Origin of the sequence: Streptomyces sp. WMMC1477 (assembly GCF_027460245.1) — a bacterium.
In the GTDB taxonomy this organism is placed as follows: domain Bacteria; phylum Actinomycetota; class Actinomycetes; order Streptomycetales; family Streptomycetaceae; genus Streptomyces.
On record NZ_JAPZBD010000003.1, the window covers coordinates 2,106,384 to 2,124,534 of the forward strand.

The following is an 18,151-nucleotide window of genomic DNA, read 5'->3' on the forward strand; positions in this document are numbered from 1 at the left end:
CCGCAGGGCACCCGGCGGCCCGGCGCGGGCGGGGAGACCACGCGCCAGGCCGGGCGGGCGGTGCCGCTAGCCGAGCAGGCCGCCGAGGGCGCCGCCGCCGGACGAGCCGTCCGTGGAGTCACCGGAGTCGTCGCCGGAGCCTCCCGTGGTGCCGCCGGTCGAGCCGTCCGGCGTGCCGCCGGAGGAGCCGTCGGTGGGCGGCTCCGGGGCGGGCGGCGGCGCGGGCGGTTCGGGGGCGGGGGGCGGCGCCGGGGCCTGGACGGTCTGGTCCTGGCTGGGGGCGTCGCCGGTGCCGTCGCTGCCGGTGGTCTCCTCGGCGGCGTCCGGGCTGGGCGTGGTGCTGGGCTCGGCGCTCGGCCCGGCGCTCGGGCCCGCCGTGGGGCCGGTGGTGACGCCCTGGCTGGGCCGGGAGGCCGGGTCCTGCGGGAGCGGAGAGCCGGGCTGGTGGTTGCGGAGGGGCTCGCCGGGTGCCGGGACGGTGGTCACCTGGGCGGAGCGGACGGCGCTGCCGAGCAGGGAGCCGACGAGCAGGGTGAGCCCGGCGACGACGGCCGCCATGAGGGCGCCGCGGCGCAGGACGCGACGGCGGAGGTCCCACAGGGCGACGCGGGGGCCGAGCCGCCGCCAGGCCTCGCTGGTGAGGCGGGCGTCGAGGGAGTAGACGGGGGCGCCCGCGATGACGAGGGGGGACCAGGCGGCGAGGTAGATGATGTCGGGCGCGTCGTAGACGGGGACGCTGCGCCAGCTCACGGTGACGAGCAGCGCGGCGGACAGGAGGGCACCGACGCCCGCGGCGAGCCGCTGCCACAGACCGCAGACGGTGAGGACGCCGACGAGCACCTGGAGGAACGCCACGGTCAGGCCCGCGCCGACGGGGTGGGCCACGGCGAAGCCGTGCAGGGGGGCGGCGATCGTCCAGGGCTCGAGGGATTCGAGCCAGTGGACCATCGAGCCGCGCTCGCCGCCCTCGAAGTAGACGGGGTCGGTGAGCTTGCCCATGCCGGCGTAGATGGAGATGAAGCCGAGGAAGATGCGCAGGGGCAGCAGGACGACGCCGAGGTTCATGCGCCGGCCGGGGTAGTAGGCGTGCCGTGCGCGGTCGGCGCCCTCGCGGGCGGGGCGGCGGTCGTCGCCGGCGAGCTCGTAGCGGCCGGCGTCGTAGCCCTCGTACCCGTCGCCGTCGGTGGCCGGGGTGCCGTGGGCGGGGGTGTCGTAGGCGCCCTCGGCGGGCCGTACGCCGTCCAGGAGCGGGCGCTCGTCCTGTGGGGGGCGCGGGCCCACGACGGACGGCGGGACGGTGAGGTCGGGGGTGACCCGCGGCAGGACCTGGGTCGAGCCGGCGGACCGGGAACGCTGCCCGTCCGCCTGCGGCGGCACGGTACCGAGGCCACCGGGGCGCACGGCGTCCAGCAGCCGGGTGGCCGCGGTGTCGCCGGGAGCGCTCTGGCCGCTCCACACCACGGGGGCGCGGCGCTTGACGGCGGTCGCCGCACCGGCCGCGGCGGCGGCCGGAACGGAGACGGCGGCGGGGGCGAGCGGGGCGGCTGCGCCGGCGGGGGCGCCCGGGAGCCGTTGGGCGGTGTCCGCCAGCGCGCGACTCTGCGGCGTCGGCGTGGCGAGCTTCACCCGGAAGCTCACGTTGTTGACAATCACCTGCGCCGGGTCGCTCGGCACCTTGACGGAGCTGAGGATCGGCTCATCGTCGAAGAAACCGCCCGGGCTTCCCCCGGTGGGCGTGCGGGGTGTTCTGGTGTCCACACTCATCTAACCGAGTGACGGACCGTTAGGACACTGCCTTGACCCCGCTGATCTGTCCGCGATCAGTCAAAGGGCGAGCCCGCGCCCCGGGGGCGCGCACCCCGGGCGCGCGCGGCCACCGTGCACGCCCCGGCACACCGCAGGGGCCTTTGGCCCGGGTTCAGCGGCGGCGCCGGGCCGCCTCGTAGAGCGCGACGCCGGCGGCGACACCGGCGTTGAGGGACTCCGCACCGCCCGGCATGGGGATGCGCACCCGGACGTCGCAGGATTCGCTGACGAGCCGCGAGAGGCCCTTGCCCTCACTGCCGATGACGATGGCGACGGGACCGTCGAGCAGATCGAGGTCGGTCAGCTCGGCCTCCCCGTCGGCGGCGAGCCCGACGACCATGAGCCCGGCCTTCTGGTAGGCCTGCAGCGCCCGCGTGAGGTTGGTGGCCCGGGCGACGGGGGTGCGGGCCGCGGTGCCGGCGGACGTCTTCCAGGCCCCGGCCGTCATCCCGGCGGCGCGGCGCTCGGGTACGACGACGCCGTGGCCCCCGAAGGCCGCGACGGAGCGGACGACGGCGCCGAGGTTGCGCGGGTCGGTGACGCCGTCGAGCGCGACGATCAGCGGGTCGTCGCCCTCGTCGAAGGCGGCGGCGGTCAGGTCCTCGGGGTGGGCGTACTCGTAGGGCGGGACCTGGAGCACGAGGCCCTGGTGGTTGAGGCCGTTGGTGATGCGGTCCAGCTCGGGCTTGGGCGCCTCCAGCAGGTGGATGCCGCCGCGGTCGGCGGCGAGCTTGAGCGCGTCGCGCACCCGGTCGTCACTGTCGATGAACTGCTGGACGTAGAGCGTGGTGGCGGGCACGCCGTCGCGCAGGGCCTCGAAGACGGGGTTGCGGCCGACGACGAGCTCCGCGGTGCCCTTCGGGCCACCGCGGCGGGGGGCGGGGCGCCCGGTGGCGCGGCGGGCCCGGGCCTGTGCCGCGCGCTGCTTGGCGTGCCCCTTGCGCATCTCGGCGGGCGGGGTCGGGCCCTTGCCCTCCAGGCCACGGCGACGCTGGCCGCCGCTGCCGACCTGCGCGCCCTTCTTGTTGGACGTGCGGCGGTTGCGCCGCTGGCTGTTGCCGGCCATGGGAGGGTCCTTCTTTCCGGTGGTACTGCGTGAGGTTCTGTGGTGTCGCCCGCGTCCATGGTGCGGGCGGCGTCGAGCGGCGGCACCGCGCCGGGGTGTTTGGCGCGCGGGCCCTGCCGCCCGGTCACCCGGCGCCGGGCCCCGCGCGGGGCCCGGCCTCAGTGCCCGGCGGCCGAGCCGAGCTCCCAGCGCGGGCCCTGCGGGGTGTCCTCGATGACGAGACCGGCCCGGGTGAGTTCGTCGCGGATGGCGTCGGCCGTCGCGTAGTCCTTGCGGGTGCGGGCGGCCTGGCGCTGGTCCAGGACGAGGCGGACGAGGGAGTCGACGACCTCGTGCAGCCGCTCGCCGCTCTCGTGGCCCGCGCCGTGCCAGTGGGCGTCCAGCGGGTCGAGCCCGAGGACGCCGAGCATGGCGCGCAGGTCGGCGAGGGCGGTGGCGGTGGCGTCCTTGTCGTCGGCGGTCAGGGCTGCGTTGCCGTGCCGGACGGTGCTGTGGACGACGGCGAGGGCCTGCGGCACGCCGAAGTCCTCGTCCATCGCCGCCGCGAACTCGGCGGGCACCTCGGCGGCGGGCTCGACCGGGCCGGTGCGCTCCACGGCCCGGTGGATGAAGCCCTCGATGCGGGCGAAGGCCGTCTCGGCCTCCCGCAGCGCCTCCTCGCTGTACTCGATGGTCGAGCGGTAGTGCGGGGTGCCGAGGTAGTAGCGCAGCACGATGGGCCGCCAGTGCCTGACCATCTCCGAGACGAGCACGGAGTTGCCGAGCGACTTGGACATCTTCTCGCCGCTCATCGTCACCCAGGCGTTGTGCAGCCAGTAGGTGGCGAACGCGTCCCCGTAGGCCGCGGACTGCGCGATCTCGTTCTCGTGGTGCGGGAAGACGAGGTCGACGCCGCCGCCGTGGATGTCGAACGCGGAGCCGAGGTACTTGTGCGCCATGGCCGAGCACTCCAGGTGCCAGCCGGGGCGGCCGGGGCCCCACGGCGTGTCCCAGTGGGGCTCGCCGGGCTTGACGGCCTTCCACATGGCGAAGTCGCGCTGGTCCCGCTTGCCGGTCTCGCCCTCGCCGGAGGGCTGGAGCAGGTGGTCGAGGTCCTGGTTGGACAGGGCCAGGTAGCGGTCGAAGGAGCGGACGTCGAAGTAGACGTTGCCGTCGGCCGCGTAGGCGTGGCCGCTGTCGATCAGGGCGCGCATCATCTCGATCATCTCCGGGACGTGCCCGGTGGCGCGCGGCTCGTAGGTGGGCGGGAGGCAGCCGAGGGCGCGGTAGCCGTCGTTGAAGGCCCGCTCGTTCTCGTAGCCGATCGCCCACCAGGGGCGGCCCTGCTCGGCGGCCTTGGTGATGATCTTGTCGTCGATGTCGGTGACGTTGCGGACGAAGGTGACGTCGTAGCCGCGGTAGGCGAACCAGCGACGCATGATGTCGAAGTTCAGGCCCGAGCGGATGTGCCCGATGTGCGGCGCGGCCTGCACCGTGGCACCGCACAGGTAGATCGAGACGCAGCCCGGGGTGAGGGGCTCGAAGTCACGGATCTGCCGGGCGCTGGTGTCGTACAGGCGAAGAGTCACCCGTCAAGGGTAGTAGAAGCCGGCGACTGCCCGGCGCGGTGCCGGGCGGTCGGGCCCGGCACCCCTGGGCGGGCGCGCACGGCGGGCGGGAGACGGACCGTGCGGCGGCGGCTCAGGCGAGGTTGCCCATGCCCACGACCCGCTCGGGCGTGATCCGGACGACCACGCGCTCCGGCTCCTGCGCGGAGGCCGGGTTGAACTCGCTGTACTTCTTGCCGACGTACTTCGTCGACAGCTCGTCGATCAGCTCCTGCCCGCCCTCGGTGGTCATGGTGGCGGTGCCGCGGATCTCGGCGTAGTTGTAGGGCGCGTCGGCGGGCTGGACGACGACGCTCACGCGGGGGTCGCGCCGCATGTTCTTCTCCTTGCGGCGGCCGACCGTGGTGGAGAACAGCACGTCGTCGCCGTCCCGCTTCACCCAGACGGGGGAGACCTGCGGCCTGCCGTCGGGCTGGACCGTCGCGACGACGATGAAGACCTTGCTGTCGAGGAGCTGCTTGAGGTTGTCGGACAGGGCGACTGCCACGGCGGGCCTCCCACGGGGGTGCGACGGATGGACGCGTTACCCGTACCCACCTCGATCACACCGCCAAGCCCGCCATCCGGGGCCCGGGCCGTGCCGGACGGCGGGTCGCGGCACGGGCCGCCCCGCTCGGGGCGGCCCGGCCGACGAACGGTGCCGGACGGTCGGGCTCGGGCACCGCCCGGCTCAGGGGCGCGGCGCCCAGACGAGGGCGGTGGCCATGGCGGCGAGGCCCTCGCCCCGCCCGGTGAGGCCGAGGCCGTCCGTCGTCGTGCCGGAGACCGAGACCGGTGCCCCGACCGCCTCGGAGAGCACCTTCCGCGCCTCCTCCCGGCGCTTGCCGATCTTCGGGCGCACCCCGATGACCTGGATCGCCACGTTGCCGACGACGAAGCCCTCGGCCCGCACGATGCGCGCGGCCTCGCCGAGCAGGCTGACGCCGGAGGCGCCGGACCACTCGGGCCGCGAGGTGCCGAAGTGAGCGCCCAGATCCCCCAGGCCTGCGGCGGAGAAGAGCGCGTCGCAGGCGGCGTGCGCGGCCACGTCGCCGTCGGAGTGGCCGGCGAGCCCGTCGCCCTCGTCCCACAGCAGACCGGCGCACCACAGCGGGCGCCCGGCCCCGAACGCGTGCACGTCGGTGCCGATCCCGACCCGGGGGATCGGCGGCGGTTCAGAAGCCATCGGTGGACCTCCGTCGGGCGAGTACGGCCTCGGCGAGCACGAGGTCCAGCGGACGGGTGACCTTGAACGCCTCCTCGTGGCCGGGCACGACGACGACGGGCCTGCCGAGCCGCTCCACCATCCCGGCGTCGTCCGTCGCGCCCTCGCCCTCGGTGGCGCTGGCGGCGTGGGCCTCGACCAGCAGCGCGCGGTCGAATCCCTGCGGCGTCTGGACGGCCCGCAGCAGGGCCCGCTCGGGGGTGCCGGTGACGGGCTCGGGCGTGCCGTCGTCGCGCGGCTCGACCTGCTTGACGGTGTCGGCCAGCGGCACGGCCGGGACGACGGCCGGTGCCCCCGCGCGGACGGCGGCGGCGACGGCGTCCACCGTCTCGGCCGGGACGAGCGGACGGGCAGCGTCGTGCACGAGGACGACCTCGATGCGCTCGGGCAGGGCCGCGAGGCCGAGGCGCACGGACTCCTGCCGGGTGGCGCCGCCGGGCACGACGACGACGTCCGTCGACTGCCCGGTGGACGGCAGCGGGTGCGCGTCGAGGAGGTGCCGGACCTCGGCCGCGCCGTCCGGCGGGGCGACGACCACGACGAGTGCGATGTCACGGGCCCGGGCCATGGCGCGGACGGCGTGGACCAGGATCGGGGTTCCGCCCAGCACGCGCAGCGCCTTGGGGGCCCCCGGCCCGAGCCGTATGCCCTTTCCGGCGGCGGGGATGACGACGGCCGTCCGGGCCTCGCGGGGCGCGGGACGCTCGTCGCCGGGCAGGTGATCAGACATTGGTTGCACGTTCAGGTTTGTGTCCTTGGCTGAGATGGGTATGGCCACAGCGTGCCGGGTGTGAGGCCTTGGTCGGTCCCTTCCGTGACAACCGACCAAGTCTGCCGCCCGGCCCGGCGTTCCGGCCTACGGGCGTGGAGCAAGGGCTGTGCCGGCCGTCCGGGGCGACGGAACACCGCTGCGCGGGGGCCGGAGGCCAGCGAAGCGCCCGGACGGCGACGCCGGCGGTCCTGGTGGTGACGCCGTCGGCAACAGCGGCTGACGCACAGCCGAACAACGTGAACAACGCACCCCTGAGCACCCGGGAAGCCGCGGGAGTCGGGGAGGCCGCGGGATACCCGGGAGACCGGGGCCCGCGAACAGCACAAATGCCGCAGCGCCCGAGCCGAGCGGCCCTCAGGCCGTCACTCGGGCACCGCGGCGTTTCGCACGTCATCGAGACGTCCGGCCCCTCCGGGATGACCCGTTCCGATACGCCGGAACGGGTGACGGAACGGTCAGGAGGCCAGGACCTCGTCGAGCAGGGCCTCCGCCTTGTCCTCGTTGGTGTTCTCGGCGAGCGCCAGCTCGCTCACCAGAATCTGCCGCGCCTTGGCGAGCATGCGCTTCTCGCCGGCCGAGAGTCCGCGCTCACGCTCCCGGCGCCACAGGTCGCGCACGACCTCGGCCACCTTGATGACGTCACCGGAGGCGAGCTTCTCCAGGTTCGCCTTGTAGCGACGGGACCAGTTGGTGGGCTCTTCCGCATACGGTGCACGCAGCACCTCGAAGACCCGGTCCAACCCATCCTGGCCGACCACATCACGCACGCCGACCAGCTCGGCGTTTTCCGCCGGCACACGAACTTCGAGGTCGCCCTGGGCGACCTTCAGAACCAAGTAGGTCTTGTCCACGCCTTTGATCTGACGAGTTTCGATGGCCTCGATCAGCGCGGCCCCGTGATGGGGATAGACCACGGTGTCGCCAACCTTGAACGTCATGTGACAGGTACCCCTTCCGTGGCTATCCAGGATAGCACGAGAGCGGGTCGTCCTGAATGGCATTTCCGCAGGTCAGGGCCCATCTCAGGGCTTGACAACAGCCCCCGCGCCGTGCTCGCCCCCCGCCACGCGAGCGGGTATTCGCAGGTGGGAGCCCCTCTGGCGGCACCCGGAAACACCGGCGAGACGGACGCGCAGACGTTTATCAGTGTCCGTTATGCCGGATTTTCTGGAAGGTCGTTCGACGCACGCCAATTGATCAACAGTTCCGTCCGAGTGTTGCGCCGACGCAACCGCGAACGGTCGGGAAGATCAATTCCCGACTTCGACCCGCATTCGGCGTCACGGAATCCGTGGAGACCGTCGGGACTCATTTCCTCCCCCGGACGGCTCCACACCCCGACCCGACCGCGAGGCGGGTCGGGTGCGGGGCCGTCACCTGGGGTGGGTACGCTGAGCCGCTGACAGACGCCTTCGTTCTTCACCGCTAGGAGATGCGCCGCCGTGAGCAGCAGCCGCAGCAGCCTTCGACGCGGCGCAGTCGCCGCCGCCGTTCTCGCGCTCTCGTCCCTCTCGCTGGCCGGGTGCGGGGCGGGGTTCGAGGCCGGGACGAGCCAGGTCCGCCCGGACACCCCCTCCGAGCAGGTCGGCGACATCGCGCTGCAGAACGTCCTCGTGATCACCTCGGAGGACGGCGAGGGCCCGGCCGGCGTGACGGCCACCATCTTCAACAACGGCGACAAGGCCGAGACGCTGCGCGGCATCACCTTCACCTCACCCAACGGCGACGGCTCCTTCGAGCTGTCCCCGGCCGAGGGTGACAGCCTCACCGTCCCGGCGGGCGGCCGGCTCGTGCTCGGCGGCGAGGGCCACGCGTCCGCCGTCGTCGAGAGCGAGGCCGCGCAGGAGATCCACGACGGCGAGGCGCAGCAGCTCACCTTCGAGCTGAGCTCCACGGGCGATATCGACATCAAGGCGCTCGTCTTCCCCTCGGGCCAGGACAACTACGCTCCCTGGGGCCCCTCGCCCGCGCCGGGCGCCGAGCAGGCCCCCGCCGGGGAGGAGACCCCCGCCGGGGAGGAGACCGAGGGCACCGAGGAGACGCCGGGAGGCGAGACCCCCGACGACTCCGAGGGCGAGCCCGCCGACGGCGAGGGCGAGGCGGGCACGCAGGACGAGGCGGAGTCCCCGGCCGTCGAGGGCGTCGAGGGCGTCGAGGGCAGCGAAGGCTCCGAGGGCGTCGCAGGGGTCGATGGCTCCGAGGGCACCGAGGACGTCGAGTCCGCACGCTGACCCGGTCGGTCCGTCGCGCCCGCCAGGCCGACGGCACCGCACACGCGTGGGACCCCCGGCCGTGCGGCCGGGGGTCCCACGCGTGTGTGCCCGCCGAGGGGAGCGCCCCGTGCGGGGGCGGGCCCGTCAGGGCTCGAACTTGTAGCCGAGGCCGCGGACCGTCACCAGGTACCGGGGGGCGCCCGGGTCCGGCTCGATCTTGGCGCGGAGCCGCTTGACGTGGACGTCGAGGGTCTTGGTGTCACCGACGTAGTCGGCGCCCCACACCCGGTCGATGAGCTGCATGCGGGTGAGGACGCGGCCCGCGTTGCGCAGCAGCATCTCCAGCAGGTCGAACTCCTTGAGCGGGAGGTCCACCTTGCCGCCCCCGACGGTGACGACGTGCCGGTCGACGTCCATCCGGACCGGACCGGCCTCCAGCGCGGCCGGGGCCGTCTCCTCCGGCTCCCCGCGGCGCCGCAGCACGGCGCGGATGCGGGCCACGAGCTCGCGCGAGGAGAACGGCTTGGTCACGTAGTCGTCGGCTCCTATCTCCAGCCCGACGACCTTGTCGATCTCGCTGTCCTTGGCCGTGACCATGATGACGGGGACGTTGCTCACGCTGCGGAGCTGACGGCAGACCTCGGTGCCGGGCAGCCCCGGCAGCATGAGGTCGAGCAGGACGAGGTCGGCGCCGTTGCGCTCGAACTCGTCGAGGCCGTCGGGTCCCGTGGTCGCCACGGCGACCTCGAAACCCTCCTTGCGCAGCATGTACGACAACGCGTCGCTGAACGATTCCTCGTCCTCGACGACGAGCACTCGGGTCACGGGAGGACCTCCGGGGCTGAGAGTTGATCCTGGGTGAAGGTCTCGTATGACCGTCCCCTGACGGTGCCTTCTGAACCGTCGGCGGTGTGGGGCCGCCGGGAACGGGGGCTGGGGGGAAGGGCCGCCCCGCCGCCGGGCCCGTCCATCGGGCTGACGGGCTTGGGTCGGCCGACCGGTTCGATCGGGCCGGTGGACTCCACGGGGTCGACGCTCTCGTCGCCCTCGGGGCCGTGGTAGTCCCCGGGCTCCTGGAGTGCGCCGCTGAGCCGGTTGCGGCTGCGGCGGTTCTCCTCGGCCCGCTCCCGGGCCTGCCCGGCCTCGGGAAGTCGCAGGGTGAACGTGGATCCCTGGCCTTCGGCGCTCCACACGGAGACCTCGCCGCCGTGGGAGGCGGCGACGTGCTTGACGATGGCCAGGCCCAGGCCGGTGCCGCCCGTCGCCCGGGAGCGGGCCGGGTCGACGCGGTAGAAACGCTCGAAGATGCGGTCGCGGTCCCGCTCGGAGATGCCGATGCCCTGGTCCGTGACGGCGATCTCGATCATGTCGCCGCCCGGCGCGGGCACCCGCCTCGCCGCGATGCCGACCCGGGTGCGCGGCGGCGAGTAGTTGACGGCGTTCTCGACCAGGTTGCCCAGCGCCGCAGCGAGCTGCCCGCGGTGCCCGAAGACGAACAGGCCCTCGATGCCGCCGGTGGCCATGGTGATCTGCTTGGCGGCCGCGCCCTGGCGGCTGCGGTCGACCGCCTCGGCGACCAGCTCCTCGACGGCGACCGGCTCGGAGTCCTCCATGGGGTCGTCGTTCTGCACCCGGGAGAGGTCGATCAGCTCCTGGACGAGGTTGGTGAGCCGGGTGGCCTCCTTCTGCATGCGCCCCGCGAAGCGCTCGACGGCCTCGGGGTCGTCGCTGGCGTCCATCACGGCCTCGGAGAGCAGGGAGAGCGCACCGACCGGCGTCTTCAGCTCGTGGCTCACGTTGGCCACGAAGTCACGGCGGATGGCCTCGATGCGACGCGCCTCGGTGAGGTCCTCCACCAGCAGCAGCACCAGCCGGGAGCCGAGCGGGGCGACGCGGGCGGAGACGGCGAGGGCGTCGCCCCTGCCTCTGCGGGCCAGCTCCAGTTCGACCTGCCGTATCTCGCCGTCCCGTCTGGTCTCGCGGGCCATCTGGAGCATCGGGTCCACGGCCAGCCGGCCTCCGCGCACCAAGCCCAGGGCGTACGCCGCCGAGCTGGCCTTGACGACGGCGTCGTCCTCGTCCAGAACGACCGCCGAGGACCGCAGCACCGACAGCACGGTGTCCACGCCCGGCGGCAGCACCGGCTCGGTGTGCAGGGAGGACCGAGTGGGCCGGGCCTGCTCGCGCTCGCTCCAGCGGAACGCGAGGACGGCGATGGCACCGGTGCAGACACCGGCGATCGCGGCCACTGCGGCAACCGCCGCGTTCACGTCCATGGCTTCAGACTAAGCGGGTCCGGGGAGCCCCTCCCAGACTTGCCCGGCCGGCTCGAACACTCGTCCCCCAGAGTTCACCGACAGGTCGGCACTGGTTCACTGAGGCGGGAACGAAAGCCGTGAACCGGCACACAACACCTGGCCGGCTCCCCGGACGAGGGCCGCGCCCCGCTCCTCCCCCGGCAGACTCCCAGAATTCACCCGAACGACCTGAGTGGTTCACTTGGCGGGGTCGACGCCGACGCATTCCCGGCGGACCGTGGCACCGTAGAACCCCGGCCGACACCCCGGGCGGCGGCACGGACAAGAGCGACGGAAGGACTGCCCCATGCGGGACGCTTACCACGAGGAGCTGGATGCGATAGGCGACAGCCTGGTCGAGATGGCCCGGCTCGTCGGCTCCGCGATCGGCCGCGCCACGACGGCCATACTCGACGCGGACCTGAAGCTCGCCGAGAGCGTCATCGCCAACGACGACAAGGTCGACGACCTCCAGCGCGGCCTGGAGACCCGCGCCATCCAGCTGCTCGCCCGCCAGCAGCCCGTCGCCACCGACCTCCGCATCGTGGTGACCTCGCTGCGGATGAGCGCGGACCTGGAGCGCTCCGGCGACCTGGCCCAGCACGTGGCCAAGGTGGCCCGGCTGCGCTTCCCCGCCTCCGCGGTCCCGGGCGACCTGCACGCGACCATCCTGGAGATGGGCCAGCTGGCGCAGCGCCTCATGGCGAAGGCGGCCGAGGTCATCATCACCAAGGACGTCGACCTCGCGCTCCAGCTGGAGACGGACGACGACAAGATGGACGACCTGCACCGCACGCTCTTCCAGCACCTCATGGACGACCGCTGGAAGCACGGCATCGAGACCGCCGTCGACGTGACGCTGCTGGGCCGCTACTACGAGCGGTTCGCCGACCACGCCGTCTCCGTCGCCCGCCGCGTGGTGTACCTCGTCACCGGGGACTACGCGGACGAGCTCGACCCGGCCGCCGTCGCCGCCGCCGCCGTCGTGGAGGAGCCGGCCTCCGACTGAGGCGTGCATCCACGCGCCGTTGATGCCCCCGCCCGCGCCGGGGTTTCCTGGATGGGCTGATGCTCAGCCCATCCTGAGGAGGGTGCCGTGCGCAACGTGCAGACCCCGGAGCCCGAGCGGAACTGCGGCTGCGGCCCCGGCTGCCAGTGCGGCTGCCAGGCCGGCGGCCCCTGCAACTGCGGCGGCGGCTGCGGCTGACCCCGCACCACCGCCCCGGCGGACACCGTGGCCCCGGCCCGCACCACGCGTGCGGACCGGGGCCACGCGCCGTACCGGCCTCCGGGGCTACTTCTTGCCCTGGTTCTTCACCGCTTCGATGGCGGCCTTGGCGGCCTCCGGGTCGAGGTAGGTGCCGCCGGGGTTGACCGGGCGGAACGCGGCGTCCAGCTCGTAGCTGAGCGGGATGCCCGTCGGGATGTTCAGGCCCGCGATGTCGGCGTCCGAGATGCCGTCCAGGTGCTTGACCAGGGCACGGAGGCTGTTGCCGTGCGCGGCGACCAGCACGACGCGGCCGGCGGCCAGGTCCGGCACGATGTTGTCGTACCAGTACGGCATCATCCGGTGGACGACGTCCTTCAGGCACTCGGTGCGCGGGCGCAGCTCCGGCGGGATCATCGCGTACCGCGGGTCCCCGCTCTGCGACCACTCGGCGCCGTCCTCCAGCACCGGCGGCGGGGTGTCGTAGGAGCGGCGCCACAGCATGAACTGCTCCTCGCCGAACTCGGCGAGGGTCTGCGCCTTGTCCTTGCCCTGCAGGGCGCCGTAGTGCCGCTCGTTCAGCCGCCACGAGCGGTGCACCGGGATCCAGTGCCGCTCGCAGGACTCCAGGGCCAGGTTGGCGGTGCGGATCGCGCGCTTCTGCACGGAGGTGTGGACGACGTCGGGGAGCAGGCCGGCGTCCGACAGCAGTTCGCCGCCGCGGATCGCCTCCGTCTCGCCCTTGTCGGTCAGGTTGACGTCCACCCACCCGGTGAACAGGTTCTTCGCGTTCCACTCGCTCTCGCCGTGGCGGAGGAGGATCAGCTTGTACGTCGCGTCGGCCATGGCGACCAGACTAATGCGTGCCCTCGCCGCCGCCGGATGAGCTTCCACCTGGCGGACCGCCCGCCGGCCCGCCCCGGGAAGCGCCGTGCGCGCCCCCGCCGGGCGCGGCGGTGAAGCGGGCGAAGAGGCCGGCGTCCAGGACGGCGGCGCCGCCGTGGTCGTTGTTGAAGTAGGCGAACACCTCGGCCCCCGGCGGCCAGGCGTCGGCGATCCGCTCGGCCCAGCTGCGCAGGGCCTGCGGGCCGTAGCGGGGCCAGGGCCGCGCCCGGCCGCCGTGGAAGCGGACGTAGCCCCAGTCGGCGGTGCGCCACAGCGGTGTCACGGGGCGGGAGGCGCGGTCGGCCCAGCACAGGGCGCACCCGTGGTCGGCGAGGACGGACCGGACCTCGGGCGTCCACCACGAGGAGTGCCGCGGTTCGACGGCCACCCGCACGTCCGGCGGGAAGGCGGCGAGGCAGGCGTCCAGGAGGGCCGGGTCGGCCCGCAGCGTGGGCGGAAGCTGGAGGAGGACGGGGCCGAGCTTGTCGCCCAGGGCCTCCGCGTGGGACAGCAGTCTGCGCACCGGTTCCTCGGGGTCTCTCAGCCGCCTGAGGTGCGTCAGGTACCGGCTGGCCTTGACGGCCATGACGAAGCCCTCGGGAGTGCGGTCGCGCCAGTCCGCGAAGGTCTCGGGCGCGGGGAGCCGGTAGAAGGCGTTGTTGCTCTCCACCGTGCGGAACTGCCGGGCGTACTCCTCCAGCCACAGCCGTCCGGGCAGCTCGCGCGGGTAGAGCACGCCGCGCCAGTCCCGGTACTGCCATCCGCAGGTCCCGACGACAACACCCATACCCCCAGCATGCGCTTCCCCCGCCGGACCGTGCCCGGGGTGGGGGTGAGCGGCATGTGCGACGGCGGAAGTATGGTGCGCGACCACATGGGCGCGTGACGTGGGGGTTCCTACGGTGTGGCCTGTCCCGTCCCCCCCCGCCCGGAAGTGGAGAACCATGGCTGCCGCGGCTTCCTCCCCGCCCGCCCCGCCCCCGCAAGGCCCGCTGAAGCGCATCGTCGCGGCGAGTCTGATCGGTACGACGATCGAGTGGTACGACTTCTTCCTGTACGGCGCCGCCGCCGCGCTGGTCTTCAACGAGCTGTTCTTCCCCGACTCCGATCCGCTCGTGGGCACGCTGCTGGCGTTCCTGACGTACGCCATCGGGTTCGCCGCGCGGCCGGTCGGCGCACTGGTGTTCGGCCACTACGGCGACCGCGTCGGCCGCAAGAAGCTGCTGGTGCTGAGCCTGCTGCTGATGGGCGGCGCCACGTTCGCCATCGGACTCCTGCCCACCCACGCCACCGTCGGCTCGCTCGCCCCCGTCCTGCTGACGACGCTGCGGCTCGTGCAGGGCTTCGCCCTGGGCGGGGAGTGGGGCGGCGCGGTGCTCCTCGTCTCGGAGCACGGTGACGCCCGACGGCGCGGCTTCTGGGCCTCCTGGCCGCAGACCGGCGCCCCGGCCGGCCAGCTGCTGGCCACCGGTGTGCTCGCGGCGCTGACGGCGACCTTGAGCGACGCCGCGTTCGAGTCCTGGGGCTGGCGGGTGCCGTTCCTGCTCTCGGGCCTGCTCGTCCTCGTCGGGCTCTGGATCCGCATCTCGGTGGACGAGTCGCCGGTGTTCAAGGCCGCGCTGGCCCGGGCGGAGGCCCGCAAGGCCGAGGACCGGAAGGCCGAGCAGCCGCCGCTGCTGGCCGTCCTGCGCCACCACTGGCGCGACGTGCTGGTGGCCATGGGCGCCCGGATGGCGGAGAACATCAGCTACTACGTGATCACCGCCTTCATCCTCGTCTACGTCACCGACCAGCTCGACCTGTCCAAGCAGAGCGCGCTGAACGCCGTGCTCATCGCCTCGGCCGTGCACTTCGCGACGATCCCGCTGTGGGGAGCCCTGTCCGACCGGCTGGGCCGACGGCCCGTGTACCTGATCGGCGCCGCCGGGGTGGGCCTGTGGATGTTCCCGTTCTTCGCGCTGATCGACACCCGGAACTTCGCGGCGCTGCTGCTCGCGGTCACGGTCGGGCTGGTCCTGCACGGGGCGATGTACGCGCCCCAGGCGGCGTTCTTCGCCGAGCTGTTCGCCACCCGCATGCGCTACTCCGGCGCGTCGATCGGCGCGCAGTTCTCCTCGGTGGCGGCGGGCGCGCCCGCGCCGATGATCGCCACCGCGCTGCTGGCCGACTTCGACAGCTCGGTGCCGGTCTCCCTGTACGTGATCGCCGCCGCCGCGCTGACCGTCGTGGCGATCCTGTGCGCGCGGGAGACGCGGATGCGGGACCTCTCGGACGGCGACGCACCCGCCCCGGGCGAGGACGGGGACGAGGGCGCGGGCGGGCCGGTCCCGCCGCGGCCCGCGCCGTCAGCGGCCGCCGGTGAAGGCGCCCGAGAGCCGGTGCAGCCGCAGCGCTAGCTGCACCTCCAGCACCCGCTCGGGAGACTGCCACTCGTCGCCCAGCAGCTTGGCCACCCGGTCGAGCCGCTGGGCGACCGTGTTGACGTGGACGTGCAGCAGGTCCTTGGCCCGCACCGGGCTCATGCCGCTGTCGAAGTAGGCGGCGAGGGTCTCGACGAGGTCCGTGCCGCGCCGCCGGTCGTAGGTGAGGACGGGGCCGAGGGTGCGCTCGACGAACCCGCCCACGTCGCGGGCGTCGGAGAGCAGCACCCCGAGGAAGCCGAAGTCCTGGGCCGCGCCGCCCTCGCCGCCCCGGCCCAGCAACAGCATGGCGTCCACGCAGCGGCGGGCCTCGGCGTAGGCGGCGGGGACACCCGACGGCCCGGCGACGACGGCCGAGGCGCCGACGGTGACGGGGGCGTGCACGGCGGCCCCGAGCTGGGCGGCGGCGCGGCGGGCCAGCTCCCCGGCGTCCGTCCCCTCGGGCAGCGGCAGCAGGAGCACGGTGCCGCCGTCGCGGGCGGCGGCCAGCCCGTGGGCGGTGGCGGCCAGGTGGGAGGCCGCGGCCCACAGCCGCCCGCGGCCGCTGCCGTGCCGGGCGGCGCCCTCGCTCTCGGGGGCGCCACCGCCGTCGGGGGCGTCGGCGTCCTCGGGAGCGTCCGCGTCGGCGGGGCCCAGGGCGGCCAGGACGACGTGCGGCGCGCCGAGGTCGGCGCCCAGCCGGGCGGCGCGCTGCCACAGCACCTCGGGGCTGCGTCCCGGGGTGTCCAGCAGGTCGTCGAGCAGCTCGCCGCGCACCCGCTGCTCGGCCTCGGCGGCGGAGCGTCGGGCAAGGAGCAGCAGCGAGGTGACCATGGCGGCGCGCTCCAGCGTGCGCTGGTCGACCGGGTCGAGCCGCGGCTGCCCGTGCAGGACGAGGGCGCCCAGCAGCTCCCCGCCCGCAGCGACCGCCGCCACCCAGGGCGCCCCGGCGTCCGCTCCCGCCCCGGCCCCGGTTCCCGCCCCGGCCCCGCCCGGCTGCCCCGCGGCCTCCCGGACGGCGTGGCCCGCGCGGGCCGAGCGCTCCACGGCCTTTGTCGCCGTCCCGGGCCCGGTGAACTCCACCCGGCCGCCGAGCACCTGGGACAGGGCGGCGGTCACGTCGTCGACGCCACCGCCGCGCAGCACCAGCGCGGTGAGCCGGTCGTGGACCTCTCCGGCCCGCTCGATGGTCTCGTTGGTGGCCTCCAGCGCGGCGAGCGCGCCGCGGGTCTCGGCGATGAGACGGGTCGTGTCGATCGCGACGGCGGCGTGCGCGGCGAAGGAGGAGAGCAGCGCGATCTGCTCGCGCTCGAAGACGCGGGCGCGCCGGTCTGCGGCGTAGATGACGCCGATGACCTCGCCGCCGAGCGTCAGCGGGACGCCGAGGATGGCGACGAGCCCTTCCTCCCGGACGCCGCCGTCGATGGGGGCGGTGTGCTGGAAGCGGGTGTCGCGGAAGTAGTCGTCGGTGACGTAGGGGCGGGCCGTCTGGGCGACCAGCCCGCCCAGCCCCTCCCCCATCCCCAGCCGCAGCTGCTGGAAGCGGGCGGAGACGGAGCCCTCGGTGACGCGCATGTAGGTGTCGCCGCGCTCGCGGTCGGTGAGCGTCAGGTAGGCGACCTCGGTGCCCAGCAGGGAGCGGGCGCGCTGCACGATGGCGCGCAGGACGGCGTCCAGGTCGCGCAGCCCGGCCAGGTCGTGGGCCGTCTCGATGAGGGCGGTCAGCTCTGCCTCGCGCCGCCGCCGTCCCTCCAGCTCGGCGCGCAGCCGCAGGGCGAGGACCCGTTCCGGCGTCGTCGGGCCGTCGAAGGCCTCGGCCGGCGCGCCGCTGACCAGGAGCTGGAGGTAGTCGGGCGGGGTGCGGGGCGGGTCGTACGAGGTGGCGGTCTCGTCGTGCATGGACGTCAGTGTGCCGTCCAGCCCCCGTCGAGCGGGAGGGAGCTGCCGGTGATCGCTCCGGCTGGCGGGGCGCACAGGTAGGCGACCGCCTCGGCGACCTCCTCCGGCTCGACCAGCCGCTTGACGGCCGAGTCGGCCAGCATGACCTCGCTGACGACCCGGTCCTCGGGGATGCCGTGGGCCCGGGCCTGGTCGGCGATCTGACGCTCGACGAGCGGGGTGCGGACGTAGGCGGGGCTGACGCAGTTCGACGTGACGCCGTGGGCCGCCCCCTCCAGGGCGGTGACCTTGGACAGGCCCTCCAGCCCGTGCTTGGCCGACACGTAGGCCGCCTTGTAGGCGGAGGCCCGCAGCCCGTGCACCGAGGAGACGTTGACGACGCGCCCCCAGCCCTGCCCGTACATGTGCGGCAGGGCGCCGCGGATCAGCCGGAAGGGCGCCTCCAGCATGACGGTGAGGATGAGCCGGAAGGCGTCCTGCGGGAAGCTCTCCAGGGGCCGGACGACCTGAAGCCCGGCGTTGTTGACGAGGACGTCGATCCCGGTGGCGGCCTGCTCGGCGGCGTCCAGGTCGGTGAGGTCGAGCCGGAGCGGCTCGACGGCGTCGGGGGCGGCCTCGGCGAGCGCGTCCAGCCCGGCCGCGTCGCGGTCCACGGCGCGCACCTTGGCTCCGGCGGCGGCCAGCCGCAGCGCGCAGGCCCGCCCGATTCCGCTGGCGGCACCGGTGACGAGCGCGGTGCGCCCGCCGAGGTCGAGGGTGACGGAGTGTGGCGTCATGTCCGCAGACTAGGCAGGGC

General features: G+C 74.1%; 16 protein-coding genes. 3 read left to right on the forward strand and 13 right to left on the reverse strand.

What is annotated here, in order from left to right; all coding sequences use genetic code 11:
- Window positions 1-66: 66 nt before the first annotated feature.
- From O7609_RS09625 to O7609_RS09655, 7 genes are all read right to left on the reverse strand, one after another.
- Window positions 67-1,764 carry a DoxX family protein gene (locus O7609_RS09625; protein WP_269743413.1) on the reverse strand — a complete coding sequence of 566 codons (1,698 nt, stop codon included), beginning with the start codon at window positions 1,762-1,764 and terminating at the stop codon, window positions 67-69.
- A gap of 154 nt (window positions 1,765-1,918) precedes the next feature.
- Window positions 1,919-2,872 (reverse strand): 23S rRNA (guanosine(2251)-2'-O)-methyltransferase RlmB, encoded by a 954-nt coding sequence (gene rlmB, locus O7609_RS09630; protein WP_269743414.1) that lies wholly within the window; start codon window positions 2,870-2,872, stop codon window positions 1,919-1,921.
- Window positions 2,873-3,030: 158 nt separating this feature from the next.
- Window positions 3,031-4,440 (reverse strand): cysteine--tRNA ligase, encoded by a 1,410-nt coding sequence (gene cysS / locus O7609_RS09635; protein ID WP_269734525.1) that lies wholly within the window; start codon window positions 4,438-4,440, stop codon window positions 3,031-3,033.
- Window positions 4,441-4,552: 112 nt separating this feature from the next.
- Window positions 4,553-4,966, reverse strand: coding sequence for a PPOX class F420-dependent oxidoreductase (locus tag O7609_RS09640; protein WP_269734526.1), 414 nt, complete (start codon window positions 4,964-4,966; stop codon window positions 4,553-4,555).
- 183 nt (window positions 4,967-5,149) lie between these two features.
- The gene (ispF, locus tag O7609_RS09645) at window positions 5,150-5,644 is read right to left on the reverse strand and encodes a 2-C-methyl-D-erythritol 2,4-cyclodiphosphate synthase (protein WP_269743415.1); all 495 of its coding nucleotides are present in this window, start codon (window positions 5,642-5,644) and stop codon (window positions 5,150-5,152) included.
- Entirely contained in the window at window positions 5,634-6,413 is a 780-nt protein-coding gene (gene ispD / locus O7609_RS09650; RefSeq protein ID WP_269734528.1) for a 2-C-methyl-D-erythritol 4-phosphate cytidylyltransferase, read from the reverse strand. Before ispD ends, ispF begins: the two co-directional genes overlap by 11 nt.
- Before the next feature lie 497 nt (window positions 6,414-6,910).
- Window positions 6,911-7,393 (reverse strand): CarD family transcriptional regulator, encoded by a 483-nt coding sequence (locus O7609_RS09655; RefSeq protein ID WP_031508181.1) that lies wholly within the window; start codon window positions 7,391-7,393, stop codon window positions 6,911-6,913.
- Window positions 7,394-7,897: 504 nt separating this feature from the next.
- On the opposite strand from O7609_RS09655, the gene O7609_RS09660 reads away from it, so the two are divergent.
- Window positions 7,898-8,686: a DUF461 domain-containing protein gene (locus O7609_RS09660; RefSeq protein WP_269743416.1), complete on the forward strand. Its 789-nt coding sequence runs from the start codon at window positions 7,898-7,900 to the stop codon at window positions 8,684-8,686.
- A gap of 126 nt (window positions 8,687-8,812) precedes the next feature.
- Here O7609_RS09660 and O7609_RS09665 read toward each other — a convergent pair whose 3' ends face one another.
- Both O7609_RS09665 and O7609_RS09670 read right to left on the reverse strand, forming a co-directional pair.
- Window positions 8,813-9,493 carry a response regulator transcription factor gene (locus tag O7609_RS09665; protein WP_269734530.1) on the reverse strand — a complete coding sequence of 227 codons (681 nt, stop codon included), beginning with the start codon at window positions 9,491-9,493 and terminating at the stop codon, window positions 8,813-8,815.
- A complete protein-coding gene (locus O7609_RS09670) occupies window positions 9,490-10,944 on the reverse strand; it encodes a sensor histidine kinase (RefSeq protein ID WP_269734531.1) in 1,455 nt (484 codons plus the stop codon). The genes O7609_RS09665 and O7609_RS09670 overlap by 4 nt, the downstream gene beginning before the upstream one ends.
- A gap of 328 nt (window positions 10,945-11,272) precedes the next feature.
- Here O7609_RS09670 and phoU point away from each other — a divergent pair, with 328 nt between their 5' ends.
- A complete protein-coding gene (gene phoU, locus O7609_RS09675; protein ID WP_269743417.1) occupies window positions 11,273-11,974 on the forward strand; it encodes a phosphate signaling complex protein PhoU in 702 nt (233 codons plus the stop codon).
- Between the two features lie 285 nt (window positions 11,975-12,259).
- Here phoU and O7609_RS09680 read toward each other — a convergent pair whose 3' ends face one another.
- Together O7609_RS09680 and O7609_RS09685 are read right to left on the reverse strand one after the other, a co-directional pair.
- A complete protein-coding gene (locus tag O7609_RS09680) occupies window positions 12,260-13,018 on the reverse strand; it encodes a phosphoglyceromutase (protein ID WP_269734533.1) in 759 nt (252 codons plus the stop codon).
- Window positions 13,019-13,028: 10 nt separating this feature from the next.
- On the reverse strand, window positions 13,029-13,844 hold the full coding sequence (locus O7609_RS09685; protein ID WP_269734534.1) for a DUF72 domain-containing protein: 816 nt from the start codon (window positions 13,842-13,844) through the stop codon (window positions 13,029-13,031).
- Window positions 13,845-14,001: 157 nt separating this feature from the next.
- Here O7609_RS09685 and O7609_RS09690 point away from each other — a divergent pair, with 157 nt between their 5' ends.
- Window positions 14,002-15,453, forward strand: a complete 1,452-nt coding sequence (locus O7609_RS09690; RefSeq protein ID WP_269734535.1) for an MFS transporter — start codon at window positions 14,002-14,004, stop codon at window positions 15,451-15,453.
- On the opposite strand, the gene O7609_RS09695 is transcribed toward O7609_RS09690, so the two are convergent.
- Window positions 15,403-17,355, reverse strand: coding sequence for a helix-turn-helix domain-containing protein (locus tag O7609_RS09695; protein WP_269734536.1), 1,953 nt, complete (start codon window positions 17,353-17,355; stop codon window positions 15,403-15,405). The genes O7609_RS09690 and O7609_RS09695 overlap by 51 nt on opposite strands.
- 5 nt (window positions 17,356-17,360) lie before the next feature.
- Window positions 17,361-18,131, reverse strand: a complete 771-nt coding sequence (locus tag O7609_RS09700; protein WP_269734537.1) for a 3-hydroxybutyrate dehydrogenase — start codon at window positions 18,129-18,131, stop codon at window positions 17,361-17,363.
- Window positions 18,132-18,151: the final 20 nt, after the last annotated feature.